Annotated in this window: 16 protein-coding genes; 8 read left to right on the top strand and 8 right to left on the bottom strand. The window is 71.4% G+C overall.

Going from position 1 to position 19066, the window contains the following annotated elements; translation table 11 throughout:
- The first annotated feature begins 37 nt into the window (after positions 1-37).
- From ACFMQL_RS24235 to ACFMQL_RS24225, 3 genes are read left to right on the top strand one after another with little or no spacing between them, the layout of a single operon-like run.
- The gene (locus ACFMQL_RS24235; RefSeq protein ID WP_364056912.1) at positions 38-1405 is read left to right on the top strand and encodes an APC family permease; all 1368 of its coding nucleotides are present in this window, start codon (positions 38-40) and stop codon (positions 1403-1405) included.
- Positions 1402-2406, top strand: a complete 1005-nt coding sequence (locus ACFMQL_RS24230; protein ID WP_364056915.1) for an acetamidase/formamidase family protein — start codon at positions 1402-1404, stop codon at positions 2404-2406. The genes ACFMQL_RS24235 and ACFMQL_RS24230 overlap by 4 nt, the downstream gene beginning before the upstream one ends.
- A 57-nt stretch (positions 2407-2463) precedes the next feature.
- Positions 2464-3303 carry a trypsin-like peptidase domain-containing protein gene (locus ACFMQL_RS24225; RefSeq protein WP_364056918.1) on the top strand — a complete coding sequence of 280 codons (840 nt, stop codon included), beginning with the start codon at positions 2464-2466 and terminating at the stop codon, positions 3301-3303.
- 68 nt (positions 3304-3371) lie between these two features.
- On the opposite strand, the gene ACFMQL_RS24220 is transcribed toward ACFMQL_RS24225, so the two are convergent.
- From ACFMQL_RS24220 to ACFMQL_RS24210, 3 genes are read right to left on the bottom strand one after another with little or no spacing between them, the layout of a single operon-like run.
- Positions 3372-4259 (bottom strand): Gfo/Idh/MocA family oxidoreductase, encoded by an 888-nt coding sequence (locus tag ACFMQL_RS24220; RefSeq protein WP_364056921.1) that lies wholly within the window; start codon positions 4257-4259, stop codon positions 3372-3374.
- A complete protein-coding gene (locus tag ACFMQL_RS24215) occupies positions 4256-5167 on the bottom strand; it encodes an NAD-dependent epimerase/dehydratase family protein (RefSeq protein ID WP_364056924.1) in 912 nt (303 codons plus the stop codon). The genes ACFMQL_RS24220 and ACFMQL_RS24215 overlap by 4 nt, the downstream gene beginning before the upstream one ends.
- Positions 5168-5169: 2 nt before the next feature.
- The gene (locus ACFMQL_RS24210) at positions 5170-5523 is read right to left on the bottom strand and encodes a YrdB family protein (RefSeq protein WP_364056927.1); all 354 of its coding nucleotides are present in this window, start codon (positions 5521-5523) and stop codon (positions 5170-5172) included.
- Positions 5524-5638: 115 nt separating this feature from the next.
- Here ACFMQL_RS24210 and ACFMQL_RS24205 point away from each other — a divergent pair, with 115 nt between their 5' ends.
- Positions 5639-6352 carry a TetR/AcrR family transcriptional regulator gene (locus ACFMQL_RS24205; RefSeq protein WP_364056930.1) on the top strand — a complete coding sequence of 238 codons (714 nt, stop codon included), beginning with the start codon at positions 5639-5641 and terminating at the stop codon, positions 6350-6352.
- On the opposite strand, the gene ACFMQL_RS24200 is transcribed toward ACFMQL_RS24205, so the two are convergent.
- The 5 genes from ACFMQL_RS24200 to ddaH all read right to left on the bottom strand — a co-directional run bounded on the left by ACFMQL_RS24200 (position 6330) and on the right by ddaH (position 13881).
- Positions 6330-6929 carry a TetR/AcrR family transcriptional regulator gene (locus tag ACFMQL_RS24200; protein WP_378787132.1) on the bottom strand — a complete coding sequence of 200 codons (600 nt, stop codon included), beginning with the start codon at positions 6927-6929 and terminating at the stop codon, positions 6330-6332. The genes ACFMQL_RS24205 and ACFMQL_RS24200 overlap by 23 nt on opposite strands.
- Positions 6930-6939: 10 nt before the next feature.
- Positions 6940-9312 (bottom strand): PEP/pyruvate-binding domain-containing protein, encoded by a 2373-nt coding sequence (locus ACFMQL_RS24195; protein WP_364056936.1) that lies wholly within the window; start codon positions 9310-9312, stop codon positions 6940-6942.
- Complete coding sequence (locus ACFMQL_RS24190) at positions 9309-10685, bottom strand: MDR family MFS transporter (RefSeq protein WP_364056939.1); 1377 nt, start codon at positions 10683-10685, stop codon at positions 9309-9311. Before ACFMQL_RS24190 ends, ACFMQL_RS24195 begins: the two co-directional genes overlap by 4 nt.
- 560 nt (positions 10686-11245) lie before the next feature.
- A complete protein-coding gene (gene leuA / locus ACFMQL_RS24185) occupies positions 11246-12952 on the bottom strand; it encodes a 2-isopropylmalate synthase (protein ID WP_378787130.1) in 1707 nt (568 codons plus the stop codon).
- 182 nt (positions 12953-13134) lie between these two features.
- Positions 13135-13881 carry a dimethylargininase gene (gene ddaH, locus ACFMQL_RS24180; protein ID WP_364056942.1) on the bottom strand — a complete coding sequence of 249 codons (747 nt, stop codon included), beginning with the start codon at positions 13879-13881 and terminating at the stop codon, positions 13135-13137.
- Positions 13882-13919: 38 nt separating this feature from the next.
- Here ddaH and ACFMQL_RS24175 point away from each other — a divergent pair, with 38 nt between their 5' ends.
- The 4 genes from ACFMQL_RS24175 (at position 13920) to ACFMQL_RS24160 (ending at position 19060) form a co-directional block, all read left to right on the top strand.
- Entirely contained in the window at positions 13920-14165 is a 246-nt protein-coding gene (locus ACFMQL_RS24175) for a DUF2630 family protein (protein ID WP_364056945.1), read from the top strand.
- 43 nt (positions 14166-14208) lie between these two features.
- A complete protein-coding gene (locus ACFMQL_RS24170) occupies positions 14209-15192 on the top strand; it encodes a GNAT family N-acetyltransferase (RefSeq protein ID WP_378787128.1) in 984 nt (327 codons plus the stop codon).
- A 64-nt stretch (positions 15193-15256) separates the two neighbouring features.
- The gene (locus ACFMQL_RS24165) at positions 15257-17590 is read left to right on the top strand and encodes a glycoside hydrolase family 6 protein (RefSeq protein WP_378787126.1); all 2334 of its coding nucleotides are present in this window, start codon (positions 15257-15259) and stop codon (positions 17588-17590) included.
- A gap of 159 nt (positions 17591-17749) precedes the next feature.
- Positions 17750-19060: an MFS transporter gene (locus ACFMQL_RS24160; RefSeq protein ID WP_378787125.1), complete on the top strand. Its 1311-nt coding sequence runs from the start codon at positions 17750-17752 to the stop codon at positions 19058-19060.
- The last annotated feature ends 6 nt before the right edge of the window (positions 19061-19066 follow it).

Genomic DNA, 19066 nt, shown 5'->3' with positions numbered 1-19066 from the left:
GTGGCCGATCGCCCCCTACAGCAGTCAGGAGCCGTCCATGAGCACAATCGAGCAGTTCGGCTACCGCCAGGAACTCCAGCGGTCCCTGAGCTTCGCCGATCTGATGATCTACGGCCTGATCTTCATGGTGCCGATCGCCCCCTTCGGCATCTTCGGCGAGGTCTTCTCCATCTCGCACGGCATGGTGGCGCTCGCGTACATCATCGGCGTCGTGGCCATGGCGTTCACCGCGCTGTCGTACGCGCAGATGGCCAGGGCCTTTCCGATGGCCGGCTCGGTCTACACCTACGCGGGACGCGGCATCGCGGCCCCCGTGGGCTTCTTCGCCGGCTGGGCGATCCTGCTGGACTACGTGCTGGTGCCCTCGCTGCTCTACCTGGTGGCCGGCACGGCGATGAACTCGTTCGTCCCGGCCGTGCCCGTCTGGGTGTGGATCGTGGCGTTCGTGGCGTTCAACACCGTCGTCAACTACCTGGGCATCCAGATGACGGCCAGGATCACCCGGATCATGCTGATCGGCGAGCTGGCCGTGCTGGCGATCTTCCTGGTGGTCGGCGGCGTCGCGCTGGCCCAGGGCAAGGGCCAGGCGGGCGCGCTCACCCCGCTCTTCGACCCCTCGTCCTTCACGTGGAGCGTGGTGTTCGCGGCGGCGTCGGTGGCGGTGCTGTCGTTCCTCGGCTTCGACGCCATCTCGACGCTGGCCGAGGAGAACCGCGAGGACGCCCGCAGGCTTGGCCGCTCCATGGTGGCCGCGCTCGCGGTGGCGGCGGTGCTGTTCGTGGTGCAGACGTGGGTCGCCGCGCTGCTCACCCCGAACCGGGCCCAGCTCATCGCCGAAGGCGACCTCACCGGCAACGCCTTCTACGACACGGCCGCCTTCGCCGGCGGGCAGTGGCTGGGCGTGCTCACCGCCGTCGCCACCGCCATCGCCTGGGGCTTCGCCGACTCGCTGGTCGCGCAGACCGCCACCTCACGGCTGCTGTTCGCGATGGCCCGCGACCGGCAGCTCCCGTCGTTCCTCGCGAAGGTGCATCCCAAGCACAAGGTGCCGGTCAACGCGACGTTCGCGGTGGCCGCCGTGTCGATCACGCTCGGCGTCTTCATGAGCACGCGCGACAATGGCATCGGGGAGCTCGCCTCCCTGGTCAACTTCGGTGCGATGAGCGCGTTCCTGCTGCTCCACGTCGCCGTGGTCGTCCACTACATGATCAAACAGCGCAGCCGGAACATCTGGGCGCACCTCGTCGCGCCCGCGATCGGCTTCACGGTCCTGGTGGCCGTCGTCATCAACCAGAACGTCGCGGCGCAGTGGGTCGGCGGCGTCTGGCTCGCGATCGGCCTGCTCGTCATCGGCGTCTCCTACGCGATGGGGCGCCGGCCCGAACTTCCCACGGAGGTCAAGTGAACGTCGTCTCCTTCCGTCCCAAGCCCGAGGAGCTGAGCTACACCTTCGGCGGACGGCCGCCCGTCGCCAAGGTACGGCCGGGCACGATCCTGGAGCTCTACACCGAGGACTGCTTCGGCGGCCGGGTGCAGACCGTGGACGACCTGCCGTCCCAGGTGTGCGAGTTCCCCTACCTCAACCCGGTGACCGGCCCCTTCCACGTCGAGGGCGCCGAGCCGGGCGACACCCTGGCGCTGCACTTCGTCTCCATCACCCCGGCCAGGGACTGGGCGGTCTCCACCACGTTCCCGCACTTCGGCGCGCTGACCGCCACCCACACCACGGCCATGCTGCATCCGCCGCTGGAGGAGCGGGTCTGGCGCTACGACATCGACCTGGAGCGGAACGTGGCCGTCTACCACGCCCGCAACAGCGACTTCACCGTGGACCTGCCGCTCGACCCCATGCACGGCACGGTCGGCGTCGCCCCGGCCGCGAACGAGACCCGCATGTCGATCACCCCCGACGCGCACGGCGGCAACATGGACACCCCCGAGCTGCGCGCGGGCGTCACCGTCTACCTCGGCGTCAACGTCGAGGGCGGGCTGTTCGCCATCGGCGACGGCCACGGCCTGCAGGGGCACGGCGAGGTGTGCGGGACCGCCATCGAGTCGGCCATGAACACCGTGGTCGCGGTCGAGCTGATCAAGGGCGTCGCCACGCCGTGGCCCCGCCTGGAGGACGACGGGCACCTGATGTCCACCGGCTCGGCCCGGCCGCTGGAGGACGCCTACCGCATCAGCCAGCACGACCTCGTCACCTGGACCTCCGAGCTGACCGGGCTCGACACGCTGGATGCGTACCAGCTCGTCAGCCAGGCCGGGCAGGCGCCGGTCGGCAACGTGTGCGACACCAACTACACGATGGTCGCCAAGCTGCCCAAGGCGCATCTCGGCAAGATCGCCGTCTACGAGGACGCGCACGCCCGGCTGCGCGCGCTCGCCTCCGCGTACACAAGTTAGGGTAAACATTGATGTCGCAGGTCAGGGCACTGATCATCTTCCCCATAAGGTGTGAGGGTGCTCAGGTTGGTGCTGTCCCTGGTCCTGCTCGATCCAGCCGCCGTCACCGAGGTGTTCCTACGCGACGTTCCCGCTTCCCGCATCCTCACCCCCGACGGCGACCGCCTGGGCTACGCGCCGGTCCCGCGCCCCTACACGGGGGCGCGGCGGCTGACGGGAGTGCTGCTCGGCCGCGACCCCGTCGCCAAGACCGACGTCCTGTGCGGAGGCACGGTGATCGGCTCGCGCAGCCGCAGCCTCGTGCTGACGGCGGCGCACTGCATCTACCGCAACGGGCGGCCGCTTGAGCACCTCGCGTTCCTGCCGGGCTTCGACCGGGGGCGGCCGAAGCTGGGCGTGTGGCCGGTCGTGCGCGCGTGGGTGCCGGCCCGGTGGCGCGACCGGCCGTACTCGCCGGATCTGCTGCCGTACGACGTGGGGCTGGTGGGCGTCGCGCACGGCAAGCACCCGCTCGAGTCGGTCACCGGGCGCGGGCTGAAGACGATGCCCACCGCGCGCGGCACCGAGCTGCGCGGGCTCGAACTCCTCGGCTACCCGGCGGGCAAGGGCTATCCGGGCACGACGCTGTACCGGTGCGTAGGCGACACCGTCGAGGCCGTCAGCAAGGGCCCCGGGCTGATGGTGACGCACAACTGCCACGCCAGCGCGGGCGGCAGCGGCGGCCCCGCCCTGTACGGCGGCGCGGTCGCGGGCGTGGTGTCCTCGTCGAGCCCGCTGCGCGACGCCGAGGGCTACACGGTGCTGACCCGGCTGAGCGAGAAGGTGTTCGGGCGCATGTACGCCAAGGCCGACCGGGTGATGCGCCGCCGGGCGGCGACCCGACGCCCGATGGCCTGACCCCCCGATGGCCTGACCCCGCAGCCTGATGCGGCGGCCCGTCTTCGCGGGCCGATCGCGCCGCCCGGTCAGCCGGCCTGGAGCACGATCTCCTCGCAGAGCGCGTGGGTGGCCAGCGCGTCGCCCGCGTCGATGCGCCGCCCCTCGCGCACGGCGTCCAGGAACTCCAGGCAGATCTGCTCGATCCCGCGCTGCCTGGCCACCGGCACCCAGTCGGGCCGCCGCACGAGCCGCTCGCCGCCCTCGTAGTCGATGACGTCGCCGAGATTGACCACCCGCCGCTTGGTGCCGTCGCCCATGACCTCGCAGCTCTCCTCACCGGCGCCGCTCATCCTGTTCATGATGCCGATGGCGGTGAAGCCGTCGCCCGACAGCTCGAGGACGATGTGCTCGATGAGCCCGCCGTGGACGCGGGTCCTGATCGTGGTGTCGGTGACCGGGCCGGGCACCAGGAACCTCAGCGTGTCGGCCACGTGGATGAAGTCGTCGAAGACCGCCCTGCGCGGCGTGTCGGGCAGGTTGCGCCGGTTCTTCTCCATGAGGATCAGCCGGCGGGGGTGCGCGATCAGCTCGGCGTAGCCGGGGGCGTAGCGGCGGTTGAAGCCCACCATCAGCGACCTGCCGGTGTCCCTGGCCAGCTCGACGAGGCGCTCCGAGTCGGCCAGAGTGTAGGCGATGGGCTTGTCCACGTAGACGTGGATCCCGGCGGCGAGCAGCGGCTCCACGATCTCCGGATGCGCCTCGGTGGCCGCGTGCACGAACGCCGCCTCCACCCCCGCTTTGATCACCTCGTCCACGCTGGTGAAGCGGGCGCCGATGCGGTAGGCGTCGCCGAGCCGGTCGAGCCGGGCCTGGTTGCGGGTGCACAGGTGCAGGTCGAGGGCTGGCTGAGCGGCGAGCACGGGAAGATAGGCCTTCTCCGCGATGTCGCCCAGGCCGATCATCGCAATCTTCACGCCTCGAGCGTAGCCTTGAGCGCCTGGTCGACCGGGGTAGGCGCGACGCCGAACGTCCGCTGGAAGGCCGAGGAGTCCATGACGAACGGCTCGGTGAACTGGTAGCGGACGTGCCGCAGCTCGCCCAGCATGTACGAGAACGCCCCGAGAGCCCTGGTCACCGGCCACGGGATCTGCCGCATGCGCGGCGCCGGGCGGCCCAGCAGCGCGGCCATGCGCTCGCCGATCTCCCTGAAGGTCATCGGCTCGGGGCTCGGCACGTGCCAGGGGCGGCCCCAGGCGCGCTCGTCGCCGCCGGCGATGATCAGCGCCTCGGCGACGTCCGGCAGGTAGCTCCAGGTGTGCGGCACGTCGGCCGGCCACAGCAGCGGGATCGTCCTGCCCGCCCGCAGCGGGCCGAGGAACCGGTCGCCCAGGTAGGACTGGTCGGTGGCGCCGGGGCCGAAGTAGTCGGACGCGCGGACCTCGGTGGCCCTGATGCGGCCGGCCTCGTGCGCGGCCAGCGCGTCCTGCCACATCGTGGTCCGCACCCGGAACTTCTCGTTGGCAGAGGCGAGCGGCAGGTCCTCGGTCATCGGTCCGGTGACCGGGCCGTACGGGTAGAGGTTGCCGAGCATCACGTACACCGCTCCGGTGGCCTCGGCGGCGGCCAGGAACGCGGCGGCCATCGGCGGCCAGTCGATCAGCCAGCGGTCGTAGCGCGGGTTGACGCAGTTGTAGAGGACGTCGGCCCCCTTGGTGATCTCGGTCAGCCGGGACGCGTCGCTCACGTCGGCGGCCACCTTGACCGCCCCTTCGGGGCCGCGCCCCGAGCGCGACACCACGACGACCTCGTGGCCGCGTGCCAGCAGCTTGGCGGCCAGGTGGCCGCCGACCTGGCCGGAGCCCACGACGACATGCTTGCCCATGATCAGACCTCGTTCCACAGCAGGCGGAGAACCGCGTTGACGATGAAAAGCGCGAGGAACACGAACGCCTGGGTGCGCAGCCCCGCGGCGTAGAGCGCCAGGGCACCGCCGCCGAACCAGATGATCTCCAGCGCGGCACGGGCCAGGCCGGTCAGCGGGAACGCGGCGTTCGCGCCGCCGCCCGCGCCGAACAGCGCCCACGCGGCGATGAACAGCGCCGGGCCGGCGATCCCGGCCAGCAGCTTGACGCCCCAGTTCGAGCCGAGGGTGAAGCCCCAGTAGGCGACGGAGGCCAGGACGCCGAGCTCCAGCAGGAACATCAGGAGCGCGTTGGCGTTCTTGGCGAGGACGTGCATCGGGGTCACCTTCCGGAGCGGCGTTCGCTAACGAGAGCAATGCTCTCTCACGAGAGCGCCGTTCGTCAAGAGCAGTGCTCTCGTCTCGAGATCACTGCTCTGGTAGCCTGCTCGCATGACAGCCAGCCGCACCGCAAGAGAACGCGTCAGGGCCGAGCTCATCAGGGAGATCACCGACATCGCGCGGCGCCAGCTCGCCACCGAGGGCGCCGGAGGCCTGTCACTGCGGGCCGTCGCGCGCGAGATGGGCATGGTCTCATCGGCCATCTACCGCTACTTCCCGAGCCGTGACGACCTGCTGACCGCGCTGATCATCGACGGCTACAACGCGCTCGGCGAGGCCGTCGAGCAGGGCGAGGCGGCCGTCGCCCGCGACGACCACCTCGGCCGCTGGCTGGCCGCCTGCCACGCCGTACGCGGCTGGGCCCTGGCCCATCCGCACGAGTACGCGCTCATCTACGGCTCCCCCGTACCCGGTTACCAGGCACCGCGCGCCACGGTCGAGGCCCGCGTGCGCGACGTCACCGTGCTGGGGCGCATCGTCTCCGACGCCTGGCGGGACGGCGCGCTGCGGCCGCCCTCCTCCGAGCCGCCGCCGGAGCTGTCCGCGGACGCCGCCGCGGTCCGCGAGGTGATGCCCGAGGTGCCCGACGAGATGGTCTGGCGCTCGGTCACGTCGTGGAGCACGTTGTACGGCTGGGTCAGCTTCGAGGTGTTCGGCCAGTTCAACAACACCATCGACAACCGCGAGGCGGCCTTCGACCACGCGATGCGCCTGGCGGCGAGCACCCTGGGGCTCGCCGCGGTCAGCTCCGCTTCGACGGCTTGAGCAGCGGGACGAGCACCTCGTCCACGATCTGCACCACCAGGTCGTCGGGGAACGGCAGGCCATCGAAGAGGAAGTGGTGGCGCAGCAGGGCCTGGCCCGCGTCCAGGCGGCGCGGGGTGACGTCGGCCGGGTCCACCTCGCCGCGCTCGACGGCCCGCTGCACGACCTCCTCCATCAGCCGCCTGGCTCGCCCCTGCGTGTTGCGCCGCATCGCGCCCAGCGGCGACTCGCCGCGCAGCGCCTCGCCGAGCAGCCCGCGCATCGCCTCGCCCGCCGGGCCGTGCAGGGCCTCGGCGGTGATGCTGAGCAGGGCCACCAGGTCGTCGCGCAGGTTGCCGGTGTCGGGCACGGAGCCCGGCGCGGGCAGCGAACGGTAGACCGCCTCCATCACCAGCTCGATGCGGCTGGGCCAGCGCCGGTAGAGCGAGGCCTTGCTGGCCCGCGCCCGCTCGGCGACGCCCTCCATGGTCAGCCCCGCGTAACCGACCTCGGCCAGCTCGTCGAGCGTGGCCTGCAAGATCGCGGCGCACAGCGCCTCGCCCCGGCGTCTCGGCTGCTTGCGGTGGTCGGTCACCATGGCAGGCATTCTAGGGAGCCGCCGTGATGGCGCCGGTGTCGCCGTTGACGGTGACGATCTTGCCGTCTTCGAGCACCGACGTGCCGTTTCCCGTGCCCATGACGGCCGGGATGCCGTACTCCCTGGCGACGATGGCGGCGTGCGAGGCCGCGCCGCCGGTGTCCACGACGACCGCCGCGGCACGCTGGAACAGCGGGGTCCACGACGGGTTCGTGTACGGGCAGACCAGCACGTCGCCAGGCTCCAGCCGGCCGAACTCGGCGGGGTTCGCGATCACCTTGACCGGTCCCGTGGCGGTGCCGCCTCCGGCCGGGACACCGGTCAGCAACGCCGTGCCGGCGTCGGCGACGGGGTGCACGGCGGCCGGGTCGATGAGCCGCACGCCGGACAGCTCCTCCCGCTTGGCCGCCCGCTTCCTGACCACCTCGCGCAGCCGGGCGGCGGCCGGGTCGTCGGTGCCCCGCAACCGCTCCAGCTCCTCAAGGCGCAGGTGGAAGACGTCCTCGGGCGCGTCGAGCAGGCGCGCGGCGGCCAGCCTGCGGCCCATCTCCAGCAGCGACCTGCGCAGGATCGGCGCGGGCAGCATGAAGGAGAAGTGGCTGTCCTCGCGGAAGGTGATGCCCGCCTGGGCCGCCGCCACCCTGCGGGCGAGCCCGGGCGACCGCAGCGGCGGCCGTTCCTGCTCCTTGCGCTCCGGTGGCGCCGCCGCCAGCACCCTGACCAGATCGAGCACCACCTCGGGGGCGTCGGCCCAGGTGGGCGCGGTGATGAGGAGGGGGCTCGCGGTCTCGCGGTGCCCGTACTCGGCGAGGAACGCCTCCAGCTCTTCTGCGAACTCCTTCGGCGGCTCATCCGCCTCCAGCGCGCCCGTCCTGCGCGCCGTCTCGGCCAGGCGCTCCAGCGCCCGGTTGGCGTCGGATGTGCGGGTACGCGCCCCCAGCAGCAGCTCGCCCATCATGCCCCTGCGACCGCGCAGCGCGAGCGCCACCATCAGCCGCAGCAGCGCCAGCCCGACGCCCGGAAGGTAGGCGGCGCGCAGGTCGGCGACCGGCCGCGCCACGGCCAGCGCCTGCCTGGGCACCCGACGCAGCTCCTCCCACGGCATCGCCGCGAGGTCGCGGGAGCGCAGCTCCTCGACGTCCTTCAGGTACGCCTGGAAGCGGGGGTCCTCGGTCCAGCGGGCGGGGTCGTACCGCAGGGCCCTGGCCAGCAGCTTGAACGGCGTCGCCAGCGCCCTCACGGTCAGGCGCGGCTTGGCGGGCGCGAGGCGGTAGACGACGCCGTCCTCCTCGTGCAGGGCGCCGTCGATCATGTTCTCCACGCCGTACTCGGAGAACACCTTCGCCATCAGTCCCGCCGGGCCGTCGGATACCCAGGTGGACATGTCGATCGGGTACGGCCGCTCCGGCAGGTACTCCGTGAGGATCATGGCCACGCGGCGCTGGAACGTGTTGAGCGGGCCCACCGGGGGCGGCGGGAGCGCGGTCATGGGGCGGGCCTGCAGCAGGTGGAGGCGGCCCGCCGCGTACGCCCACTCGATGTCCTGCGGACGCCCGAAGGCCCCGGCCACCCGCCGCCCGAGCCCGGCCAGCTCGCGCAGCGTCTCACCGGACAGCAGCCCGCCCGAGGACTGCGAGTCGGGGTGCTCGCGCCCGACGCCTCCCCCGGCGGCGCCGCCCACGGACTCGTGGTGCTCGTGCACCACACCTCCACCGGCGGCGCTGCGGACGACCACCTCACCCCGGCCCGGCGTGAACTCCACCACCTCCCCCGACGGCCGCAGCACGTAGTGGTCGGGGGTGACCAGCCCGGACACCACCGCCTCGCCCAGCCCGCTGCCCGCGTCGACGACGAGCTGTCCGCGGTCGCCATTGACCGGGTTCGCGGTGAACATCACCCCCGCCACGTCGGGCTCCACCATGCGCTGCACGACCACCGCGATCCGCACCTCGGAGTCGTCCAGGCGCAGCCGGGCCCGGTAAGAGACGGCGCGGTCGGTCCAGAGCGAGCCCCAGCAGCGGCGTACCGCGTCGAACAGGGCCTCCTCGCCGACCACGTTGAGGTAGGTGTCCTGCTGACCGGCGAACGCCGCGCCCGGCAGGTCCTCGGCGGTCGCGCTCGACCGCACGGCCACCGGGCCGCCGCCGAGCTCCGCGTACGCGCCGGTGATCGCCTCGCGCAGCTCCTCAGGCAGCTCGACGCGCTCGAAGTGCTCGCGGGTGTCGCTTCCTTGGGCGACCAGCTCGTACGCGTGCGTGGTGATCACGAACCCGTCCGGCACCGGGAAGCCGTTCTTGACGAGCTCGCCCAGGTTTGCGCCCTTGCCCCCGGCCATCGCCAGGTCGGCGCGCCCGAAGGCGTTCAGTGGTGCGACCAGTTTCACTGTCTCTCCTCGACGTAGGCGGTGGTGCGGAGCGGGCGGGCCGGCATGATCAGGGCAAGGACGAACGCGACGACGAGCAGCGGCGCCATCGCGGCGAACACGGGCGGCACGGCCTGCGCGAACGCCTCGCGCACCCCTGGGGGCAGGGCTGCGGGAGTGCTTCCCGAGATGCCCGAGCGCATCGTGATCAGCGCGCCGACCAGCGCGACCCCGGCGGAGGCGCCGATCTGGCGCAGGAACGTCACCGACGACGTGGCGGCGCCCAGGTCGGCGTAGCGCACGGCGTTCTGGGCGGCCAGCACCATCACCTGCATGACCAGCCCCACGCCCATCCCGGTCAGCACCATCGCCACGACCAGCCCGGCCGGCGAGGCGCCGGCCAGCCCGATGAGCCCCATCCCTGCCGCCGCGACGATCGTGCCCGCGATCGGGTACGGCTTGTAGACGCCGGTCTTGGAGATGAGCCGGCCGGAGACGATGGTGGTGAGCAGCACGCCGCCCATGAGCGCGGTCACCATCAGCCCGGCGCGCGTGGCGCTCGTGTGCAGCGCGATCTGCGCGTACGCGGGCAGGTAAGAAACCGCGCCGAACAGCGCGAACCCGATGATGAAGCTGATCGCCACCGGCACCGCGAACGCCCGGTCTCTGAACAGCCGCAGCGGCAGGATCGGGTCGTCGGTGTACCGGGTGCTGATCACCCACCCGACCGCCCCCGCCGCCGCCAGCCCGACGTAGGCGAGGTTGCCGCTCTCCCCCAGCAGCACGACGCCCAGGACGGCCACGCCCAGCGTGATGGCCCCCGCCACGTCCAGCGGCGCCCGATCGGCGGGCTTCGGCAGCTTCAGCGTGGCGGTCAGCACGATCAGCGCCAGCAGCCCCAGGGGCGGGTAGATCGCGAAGATCCACCGCCAGCTCATCCTGTCGATCACGAGCCCGCCGATCAGCGGCCCGCCCACGGCCGCCACGACGTACGCGGCCCCGATCAACCCCAGGTAGCGGCCCCGCTCGCGCGGGCTCACCACCTCTCCGATGATCGCCTGCGCGCCGATCATCAGCCCGCCCCCGCCGATCCCCTGGACGGCTCGGGCGGCGATGAACAGCGGCATCGACGTGGCGAACGCGCAGAGCACGGCGCCGGTGACGAAAATGACGATGGCGGCCTGCATGGTGGGCTTGCGGCCGTAGCGGTCGCCGAGCTTGCCGTACACCGGCATGACCACGGTGGCGGCGACCAGGTAGGCGCTGATGACCGCCGACATCTGATCGAGCCCGCCCAGCCCCGCCGCCACGGCGGGCAGGGCCGGAGCCATGATCGTCTGATCGAGCGCGCCGAGCAGCATGCACAGCATCAGCCCCGGCAGCACAAGCCCCATGGCCGCTCCTTAGAGAACGTATCGTTCTCTAAGGAGCATAGGTGTCATTCTTAGGAAACGCAACGTTCACTAACTATCCACGCGAGATTACGAAAGAGCGGACACCCGGGCGACCAGCCGGCCCGGGACACGAACGAGGAGTGGGTGCGGAGGCGACCGCCACTCGACGCACCAGCGCAGGCGACGCTGCCAACGCGCGCACCGCAACGGCGGGCGACGAGGAGACCCCGCTTGCCCAGCACGAGATAGGCGGCGCGCGGATACGCGGCACGCGGCGCGCCACGAGCGACCAGTCACCCCAACGAGCAGCTACAGACGGCGCGGACCGTCACCGCCGCGCGCCCGGCAGGCGAGCGAAGGCCGATGGTCGGCGCCACGAGCCACACCCCGGCAGAACCGAGTGGTCGGCTCCACGAGCCACACCTCCGGCGGAGCCGAGTGTTCGCGTTCTCGCAACGATCACCGCAGCCGCTCCCCCGCCCCGTCCTCGTGCGGTCGGAAAACGCGGCGCGCCCGAGCCCTCACAAACGGAGGGCTCGGGCGCTAGGCGAAACCCGTGGTCAGCGGTAGGCGCGGTTGACGGCGGAGATGATGGCCTTGAGTGAGGCGGTGGTGACGTTGTGGTCGATGCCGACGCCCCACAGGACCTGACCGTTCACCTCGCACTCCAGGTAGGAGGCCGCCTTGGCGTCGCTGCCTGCGGTCATCGCGTGCTCGACGTAGTCGAGGACGCGGACCTGAATGCCGACGCCGGCGAGGGCGTCGATGAAGGCGGAGATGGGGCCGTTGCCGGTGCCGTCGATCTCGCGGATCTCGCCGTCGAGGCGCACGTCGGCGCTGATGCGGTCCTTGTCCTCCACCGCGGACTCGTGGCGGTGGGCCATGAGCGAAAGCCTGCCCCAGCGGTTGGCCGGGTTGGGCAGGTATTCGTCCCGGAAGATCTCGAACATCTCGGCCGGGCTGATCTCGCCGCCCTCGCTGTCGGTGCGCGCCTGCACGACCTTGGAGAACTCGATCTGCAGCCGTCGCGGCAGGTCGAGCTGGTGGTCGGTCTTCATGATGTACGCGACCCCGCCCTTGCCGGACTGGCTGTTGACCCGGATGACCGCCTCGTACGTGCGGCCGATGTCCTTGGGGTCGATCGGCAGGTACGGCACCGCCCAGCGGAACTCGTCGACGGGCACGCCCGCCGCGGCGGCGTCGCGTTCGAGGTGTTCGAAGCCCTTCTTGATGGCGTCCTGGTGGGAGCCGGAGAAGGCGGTGTAGACGAGCTCGCCGCCCCACGGGTGGCGCGGGTGCACGGGCAGCTGGTTGCAGTATTCGGTGACGCGGCGGATCTCGTCGATGTCGCTGAAGTCGATCTCGGGGTCGATGCCCTGGGAGAACAGGTTCATGCCGAGGGTGACCAGGCAGACGTTGCCGGTGCGCTCGCCGTTGCCGAACAGGCAGCCCTCGATGCGGTCGGCGCCCGCCATGTAGCCCAGCTCGGCGGCGGCGACGGCGGTGCCGCGGTCGTTGTGCGGGTGCAGCGACAGCACGATCGAGTCGCGGTACTTGAGGTGCCGGTGCATCCACTCGATCTGGTCGGCGTAGACGTTGGGGGTGGCCATCTCGACGGTGGCGGGCAGGTTGATGATGACCTTGCGGTCGGGAGTGGGCTGCCACACCTCGTTGACGGCGTCGCACACCTCGACGGCGTATTCGAGCTCGGTGCCGGTGAACGACTCGGGCGAGTACTGGAAGCGGATGTCGACGTCGCTGGCGTCGGCGAGCTTCTTCACCAGCTTGGCGCCCTCGACGGCGATGGCGGTGATGCCCTCTTTGTCGAGGCCGAAGACGACGCGGCGCTGGAGGGTGGAGGTCGAGTTGTACAGGTGGACGATGGCCCGCTTGGCGCCCTCGAGCGACTCGAAGGTGCGCTCGATCAGCTCGGGCCTGGCCTGCGTCAGCACCTGGATGACCACGTCGTCGGGGATGCGGTCCTCTTCGATGATCTTGCGGATGAAGTCGAAGTCGGTCTGCGACGCGGCCGGGAAGCCGACCTCGATCTCCTTGTAGCCCATGCGTACCAGCAGCTCGAACATCTGGAGCTTGCGGTGGGAGTCCATCGGGTCGATGAGCGCCTGGTTGCCGTCGCGCAGGTCGACCGCGCACCATCGGGGCGCCTTGGTGATGACCTTGTCGGGCCAGGTACGGTCGGGCAGCCGGATGGGCTCGAACGGCTGGTACCGATGGATGGGCATACGGCTGGGCTGCTGAGCGGTCATGATGTCGGGGCTCCTCGTCGGTCTCGGAAAGGGAAGCGGCCGACGCGCACGACTGGCTCCGCGGCGAGGAGCCGGCCTTACAGGCCCCCGCCGCGGCAGCTAAGAAGCAGCCCACGCAGCATGCCATGCACGCTACCAGACGTCTCACCGTGAGCCGCGCAGGTTCTCACATCGTGAGAACGTCAGTCGGCGATGAGCACGCTGAGGCAGGTCACGCAGCCTTCCAACCGCTCAAATTCCGAAATATCCACCTTTGTCACGATATATCCCCGCCGCTCGAGCAGCGTCCCGGTCTTCGGCGCGGAGGCGGCCAGCAGCACCCGGTTCCCGCCCAGCGGCACCACATGCGCGCCCGCCTCCTCCTCCGGCACCAGCAGCCCCGGCAGGTCCACGTGATGCGGGTCGCCGATGAGCGTGCCGTCGGGCAGCGCGGTCACGGCCGACTTCAGGTGCAGCACGCCCCGGAGATCGACGGGGACGACGTTCCGCTCCGGCAGCAGGGCCGCGAGCTGCGCGATGCCCTCGTCGTCGGTACGCCCCGACCTGCCGACGTACACGGTGGAGCCGACCTGGAGCACGTCGCCGCCGTCGAGCGTGGCGGGCGGCTCGATGCGTACGGAACGCAGACCGAGATCGCGCACCACCTCGGCCACCGACTCCACCTCGGGCCGCCGCTGCTCGGCCCCGGGACGGGTCAGCACCGCGAGCCGGTCCGCCACCACCAGCGCGTCCTCCACGAACGGCGCGTCGGGCAGGTCGTCGGCGCGCGGCGCGTACACCGGCCGCCATCCGGCGGCGGCCAGCGCGGCGACGTAGGCGTCGTGCTGGACGGCGGCCCGCTCGGGATCGACCGGCGCACGTTCGAGGTGGGTGACGATGCCCTCGGCGATCCGGGGACCGGGCTTCCTTACCAGCGCAATGCCTGACATAGGGCGTGTTGTATCACGCACTGGTTAGAGTCTTGGGCATGCGGGACGACGAGATTCTCAGCAGGATCAGCGACCTGGTCGACGAGGAGCACGCGCTGCGCGACAAGCTCAGGTCGGGCCAGGTGACCACCGACGAGGAGCAGGCGCGCATCAAGGAGCTTGAGACGGCTCTCGACCAGTGCTGGGACCTGCTCAGGCAGCGCCGGGCCAGGCGCGGCGTGGGCGAGGACCCCGACGGCGCGACCGCCAGGCCGGCCAGCGAGGTCGAGAACTACCGGCAGTAAATTCGCTCGCCACGGGGCCGCGCCGTGCGTTCTGATGGGTGCCATGCATATAGAGCCGATCGACCTCGGCCGGCCTGGCGACTCCATCGAGGGCCTGCACGAGGCGTTCACGGCGGCCACCGCGGCGAGCCGCGACGACCGCGGCCCCCTGCCGTCCTTCGCCCGTTTCTCCCACCTCATCAGGAGCGGCGGTGCGGGAGCGCGCACCGAGCCGGTGGTGGTGCGAGAGGACGGCAAGGTGGCCGGGGGCTACGCGCTGGAGCTGTACGAGGAGGACAACCAGCACGCCGGGTGGATCTTCGCGTTCGCCGTACGCCCTGAGCTGCAGCGCCGCGGCATCGGCACCGCGCTCTTCGAGCATGCGGTGGACCGGCTGCGCGCAGAGGGCAGGACGCTGCTGCTGACGGAGACGCCCGCGGGCGGCGTGGGCGCCCGCTTCGCCGCCTCGAAGGGGATGGCGGTGACGCTCACGGAGGCCCGCAGCACGCTCGACCTGCGCACCGCCGACTGGGATGCGCTGCGCGGCATGCGCCCTGAGGCGCCCGGCTATCACCTTGAGCAGTGGATCGGCCCGGCCAGGCAGGAGCTGCTGCCGGATCTGGCGCTGGTGATGAACGGCATGAACGACGCGCCGCACGACCCGGACATCGAAGAAGAGGTCCACACCGTCGAACGCGTGCGCGAGCGGGAGGAGGCTCTCGCGCTGACCGGCCGCACCTGCTACACCACGGTCGCCCGCCGCACCTCCGACGGCGCGCCCGCCGGCTACACTCGCATCCTGCTCGACGAGGCCCGCGACAGCGGCTGGGGCCACCAGGCCGACACCACCGTGGTGCGCGAGCACCGCGGCCATCGCCTCGGGCTGCTGATGAAGATCGCCAACCTGCTCTGGCTGCACGAGCAGGAGCCGCACATCGACCGCGTCATCACCTGGAACGCCACCTCCAACGCCCACATGCTGGCCATCAACGAGGCGATGGGGTTCACGCTGTTCGACCAGTGGAACCAGTGGCGGCTGGCGCTCTGAGACGACCACGAAGATCGCGAAGGGCATGGCCCCGGCCGTCGTGCCGGGGCTAGTCTGACGCATTATGACCTTGGAGTCGCTGCGAAGCGGAGATCCGCGGCAGGTGGGGCCGTACACCCTGGTGGGCAGGCTCGGCGAGGGCGGTATGGGGGTCGTCTACCTCGGCCAGGGCCCCGACGGCGTCCGGGTCGCGGTCAAGGTCATCCACGCCAGGATGGACGCGCAGCCCGACTTCCGGCGCAGGTTCGCCCGCGAGGTGGCGGCCGCGCAGCGGGTGGCCAGGTTCTGCACCGCGCCCGTGCTCGACGCCGACGTCACCGGCGAGGTGGCGTACCTCGTCACCGAATACGTCGAAGGCCCCAGCCTGGGCGCGGCCGTGAAGGAGTCGGGGCCGCTCAAGGGATCCGCGCTCGACGGGCTCGCCGCCGCGATGGCGATGGCCCTGCGCGCCATCCACGGGGCCGGGGTCGTGCACCGCGATCTCAAGCCGTCGAACGTGCTGCTGTCGCAGGTCGGCCCCAAGGTGATCGACTTCGGCATCGCGCAGCTCATGGACGCCGAGGTGAGCAGCGCCATCGTGGGGACGCCGTCGTACATGTCGCCCGAGCAGGTGTCGGGCGTCACCGTCGGGCCCGCGTCGGACATCTTCTCCTGGGGGTCCACGGTCGCCTTCGCCGCGAGCGGCGTCCCGCCGTTCGGCACGGGCCCGGTGCCGAACGTGCTCGTGCGGGTCGTGAACGAGCAGCCGGAGCTGTCCGGGCTCTCCGGCCCGCTGCGCGAGCTGGTGGCCGCCGCCATGTCCAAGAACCCGACGCACCGGCCCACCGCCCAGGACCTCTTGGACCGCCTGAGCGCGGACGCGTCCGGCGGCGCGATCAGCATCCCCGGCCTCCCCGGCGCAAGCGGCCCGCCGAACCCGCCCGGCACCGGCTCCATCCCGCCTGACACCGCTCCCGCCACCGGCCCGAGCGGCGCGTCCATCCCGCCCGGCGTCGGCGGAGCGTCCGGTCCTCAGAGTGCGGGCGGTGCTTCGCCGATGACCGGTCCGAGCGGGGCGGGCGGCATGGGCGGCCGGCCGCGTCCTCCCCTCCACGAGGGAGCCCCCACAGGCAGCGGGGAGGTCACGGAACCCACGGGACGGCGGAGGTGGGTGGCGGCGGGCTCCGCCGTGGCCGTGGCGGTGGCCGCGCTCGCCACGACGCTCGTGGTGCGAGGACTGAGCGGCGACACGAGCCAGACACCCACCGGAACGGCCGCCACGGGCACGACGCCGGGCGCGGCGACGTCCACGAAGAACACGGCCGCGAGCAGCGCCACGGGCACGGCCACGAACGGCGCCACGAGCAGCGCCACGACCACGCCGGCGAACACGAACGCCGAACCGGGCAACCCGTTACGCGCCGCCGGCTCCGTCGGCTTCTACTCGCCGAAGGAGCCGGGCGCGCGCGACCAGGCCGAGGCATGGCGCAAGGACCGCCCTGAGGACGCCAAGCTGATGGAGCTGCTGGCCGCGGTCCCCCACGCCATCCGGCTCGCCCAGCCGGAGGTCAGGCCGAAGGTGGAGGAGTCCATCGCGGCGGCCGCGCAGGCGGGCGCGGTCCCGGTGTTCCTGGTGAGCAACCTGCCGGGCGGCGACTGCAGCAAGCCGGGCCCGGGCGAGATGGAGCGCTACCAGCAGTGGATCGAGGGCATCGCCCGGACGATCGGCCCGGCCAAGGCCGTGGTGATCCTGGAGCCGGACAGCCTGGCTCGCGTCCCCGGCATCAAGGGCTGCGACCCCGGCGGCTCCCCCGATGAGCGTTACCGCGCGCTGCGCGACGCCGTGACCACGCTCAAGTCCAATCCGAGCACGGCCGTCTACCTGGACGGCAGCCAGGTCTACTGGCCGGGCGCGGAGGTGATGGCCGAGCGGCTGATCGAGGCGGGCATCGACAAGGCCGACGGGTTCTTCCTCAACGTCACCGGCTTCCACGCCACGGACAAGAGCGTCGAGTACGGCAAGGAGCTGTCGGCCTGCATCGCCGCGCGCGTCAAGAAGGGCGGCGGCGGCTGCCCGAAGGACGTCGACGTGGACCCGGCCGACATGCCGCACTTCGTGGTGGACACCAGCAGGAACGGCCAGGGCGCCTGGGTGCCGGACAAGCACTACAAGGACCCGCAGACGTGGTGCAACCCGCCGGGCAGGGGCGTGGGCCCGCGCCCGACCACGGAGACGGGCGAGGAGCTGGTGGACGCCTACCTGTGGATCGCCAGGCCGGGCGTGTCGGGCGGCCGGTGCAGGCGCGGCACGGACGGCGAGAAGGACCCCGAGCGCGGCGTGGTGTCGCCGCCCGCCGGCCAGTGGTGGGACGTGCTGGGGCTGGAGATGGCGAAGAACGCGAACCCGCCGCTGCGCTGACGCGGGCACCACGGCGGCGTTGCGGCCGGGTTAAGCCCAGGTAAGAACTCACGTTAAGCGCACGTTAGATCTGACGCCCCGCGTCTTGTCCGAACAACCTTCTGACGCGAGGCTCTGGCCAGCACCTACTCCCCCCAGAGCCCTCCAGGAGGTATCTACGTGAGCAAGGCACGCGTGCCGTGGAAGGCCGTGGTCGGCGGATCCGTCGGCAATCTCGTCGAGTGGTACGACTGGTTCGTCTACAGCAGCTTCGCCGTCTACTTCGCCGCCTCCTTCTTCCCCGAGGGCGACAACACCGCCAAGCTGCTCAACACGGCCGCCATCTTCGCCGTCGGGTTCTTCATGCGCCCGCTCGGCGGCTGGCTGCTGGGCCGTTACGCCGACAGGAAAGGCCGCAAGGCGGCGCTCACGCTCACCGTCACGCTGATGTCGGCGAGCGCGCTGCTGATCGCCGTCGCGCCCACGTACGACGCGGTCGGCTACTTCGGCGCGCTGGTGCTGGTGGTGGCGCGGCTGCTACAGGGCCTGTCGGTGGGCGGCGAGTACGCCGCCAGCGCCACGTACCTGACCGAGGCCACCCCGCAGGGCCGGCGCGGCATGGCGTCGAGCTTCCAGTACGTGTCGATGACCGCGGGCCAGCTCGTCGGCCTCGGCCTGCAGATCATCCTGCAGAACACGATGTCGAAGGAGGCGCTCGACTCCTACGGCTGGCGCATCCCGTTCGTGGTGGGCGCGGTGGCCGCCGCGGTGGTGTTCTACCTGCGGCGTAACCTGCTGGAGACGGAGGCGTACGACGAGGAGCAGCGCGAGGCGGCGCCCGCCCGCCGGGGCACGATCGCCCAGCTCCTGACGCACAAGAAGGAGGCGCTGCTGGTCATCGCGCTGACGATGGGCGGCACGGTCGCGTACTACACGTACACGACGTACCTCACCAAGTACCTGTCGAACACGGCGGGCCTGCCGAAGGAGACGGCGACGCTGGTGAGCTTCTGCGCGCTGCTCGTCTTCGCGTGCCTGCAGCCGGTCGCCGGATCGCTGTCGGACCGGATCGGGCGCAGGCCGCTGCTGATCACGTTCGGCCTGGGCTCGATGATCGGGACGGTGCCGCTGATGACGGCGCTCGGCCAGGTGAGCGGGTTCGGCGGCGCGCTCGTGCTGTCGCTGATCGGCCTGATCATCGTCACCGGCTACACCTCGATCAACGCGGTGGTGAAGGCCGAGCTGTTCCCGACGCACGTGCGCGCGCTGGGCGTGGCGCTGCCGTACGCCATCGCGAACGCCCTGTTCGGCGGCACCGCCGAGTACGTGGCGCTGTGGTTCAAGAACAGCGGCATCGAGTCCGGCTTCTACTGGTACGTCTCCGGCTGCGCGGCGGTGTCCCTCGTGGTCTACCTGTTCATGCGCGAGACCAAGGACGTGGCGCTGTCCAGGGCCGAGGCGGCGGCGGAAACGGTGCCCGCCCGCGTCTAACCTGGC

The sequence above is a fragment of the Nonomuraea fastidiosa genome, assembly GCF_042751225.1.
Lineage (GTDB): Bacteria > Actinomycetota > Actinomycetes > Streptosporangiales > Streptosporangiaceae > Nonomuraea > Nonomuraea fastidiosa.
The sequence above is the reverse complement of the archived record's forward strand: the minus strand, read 5'-3'. Positions and strand labels throughout refer to the sequence as shown.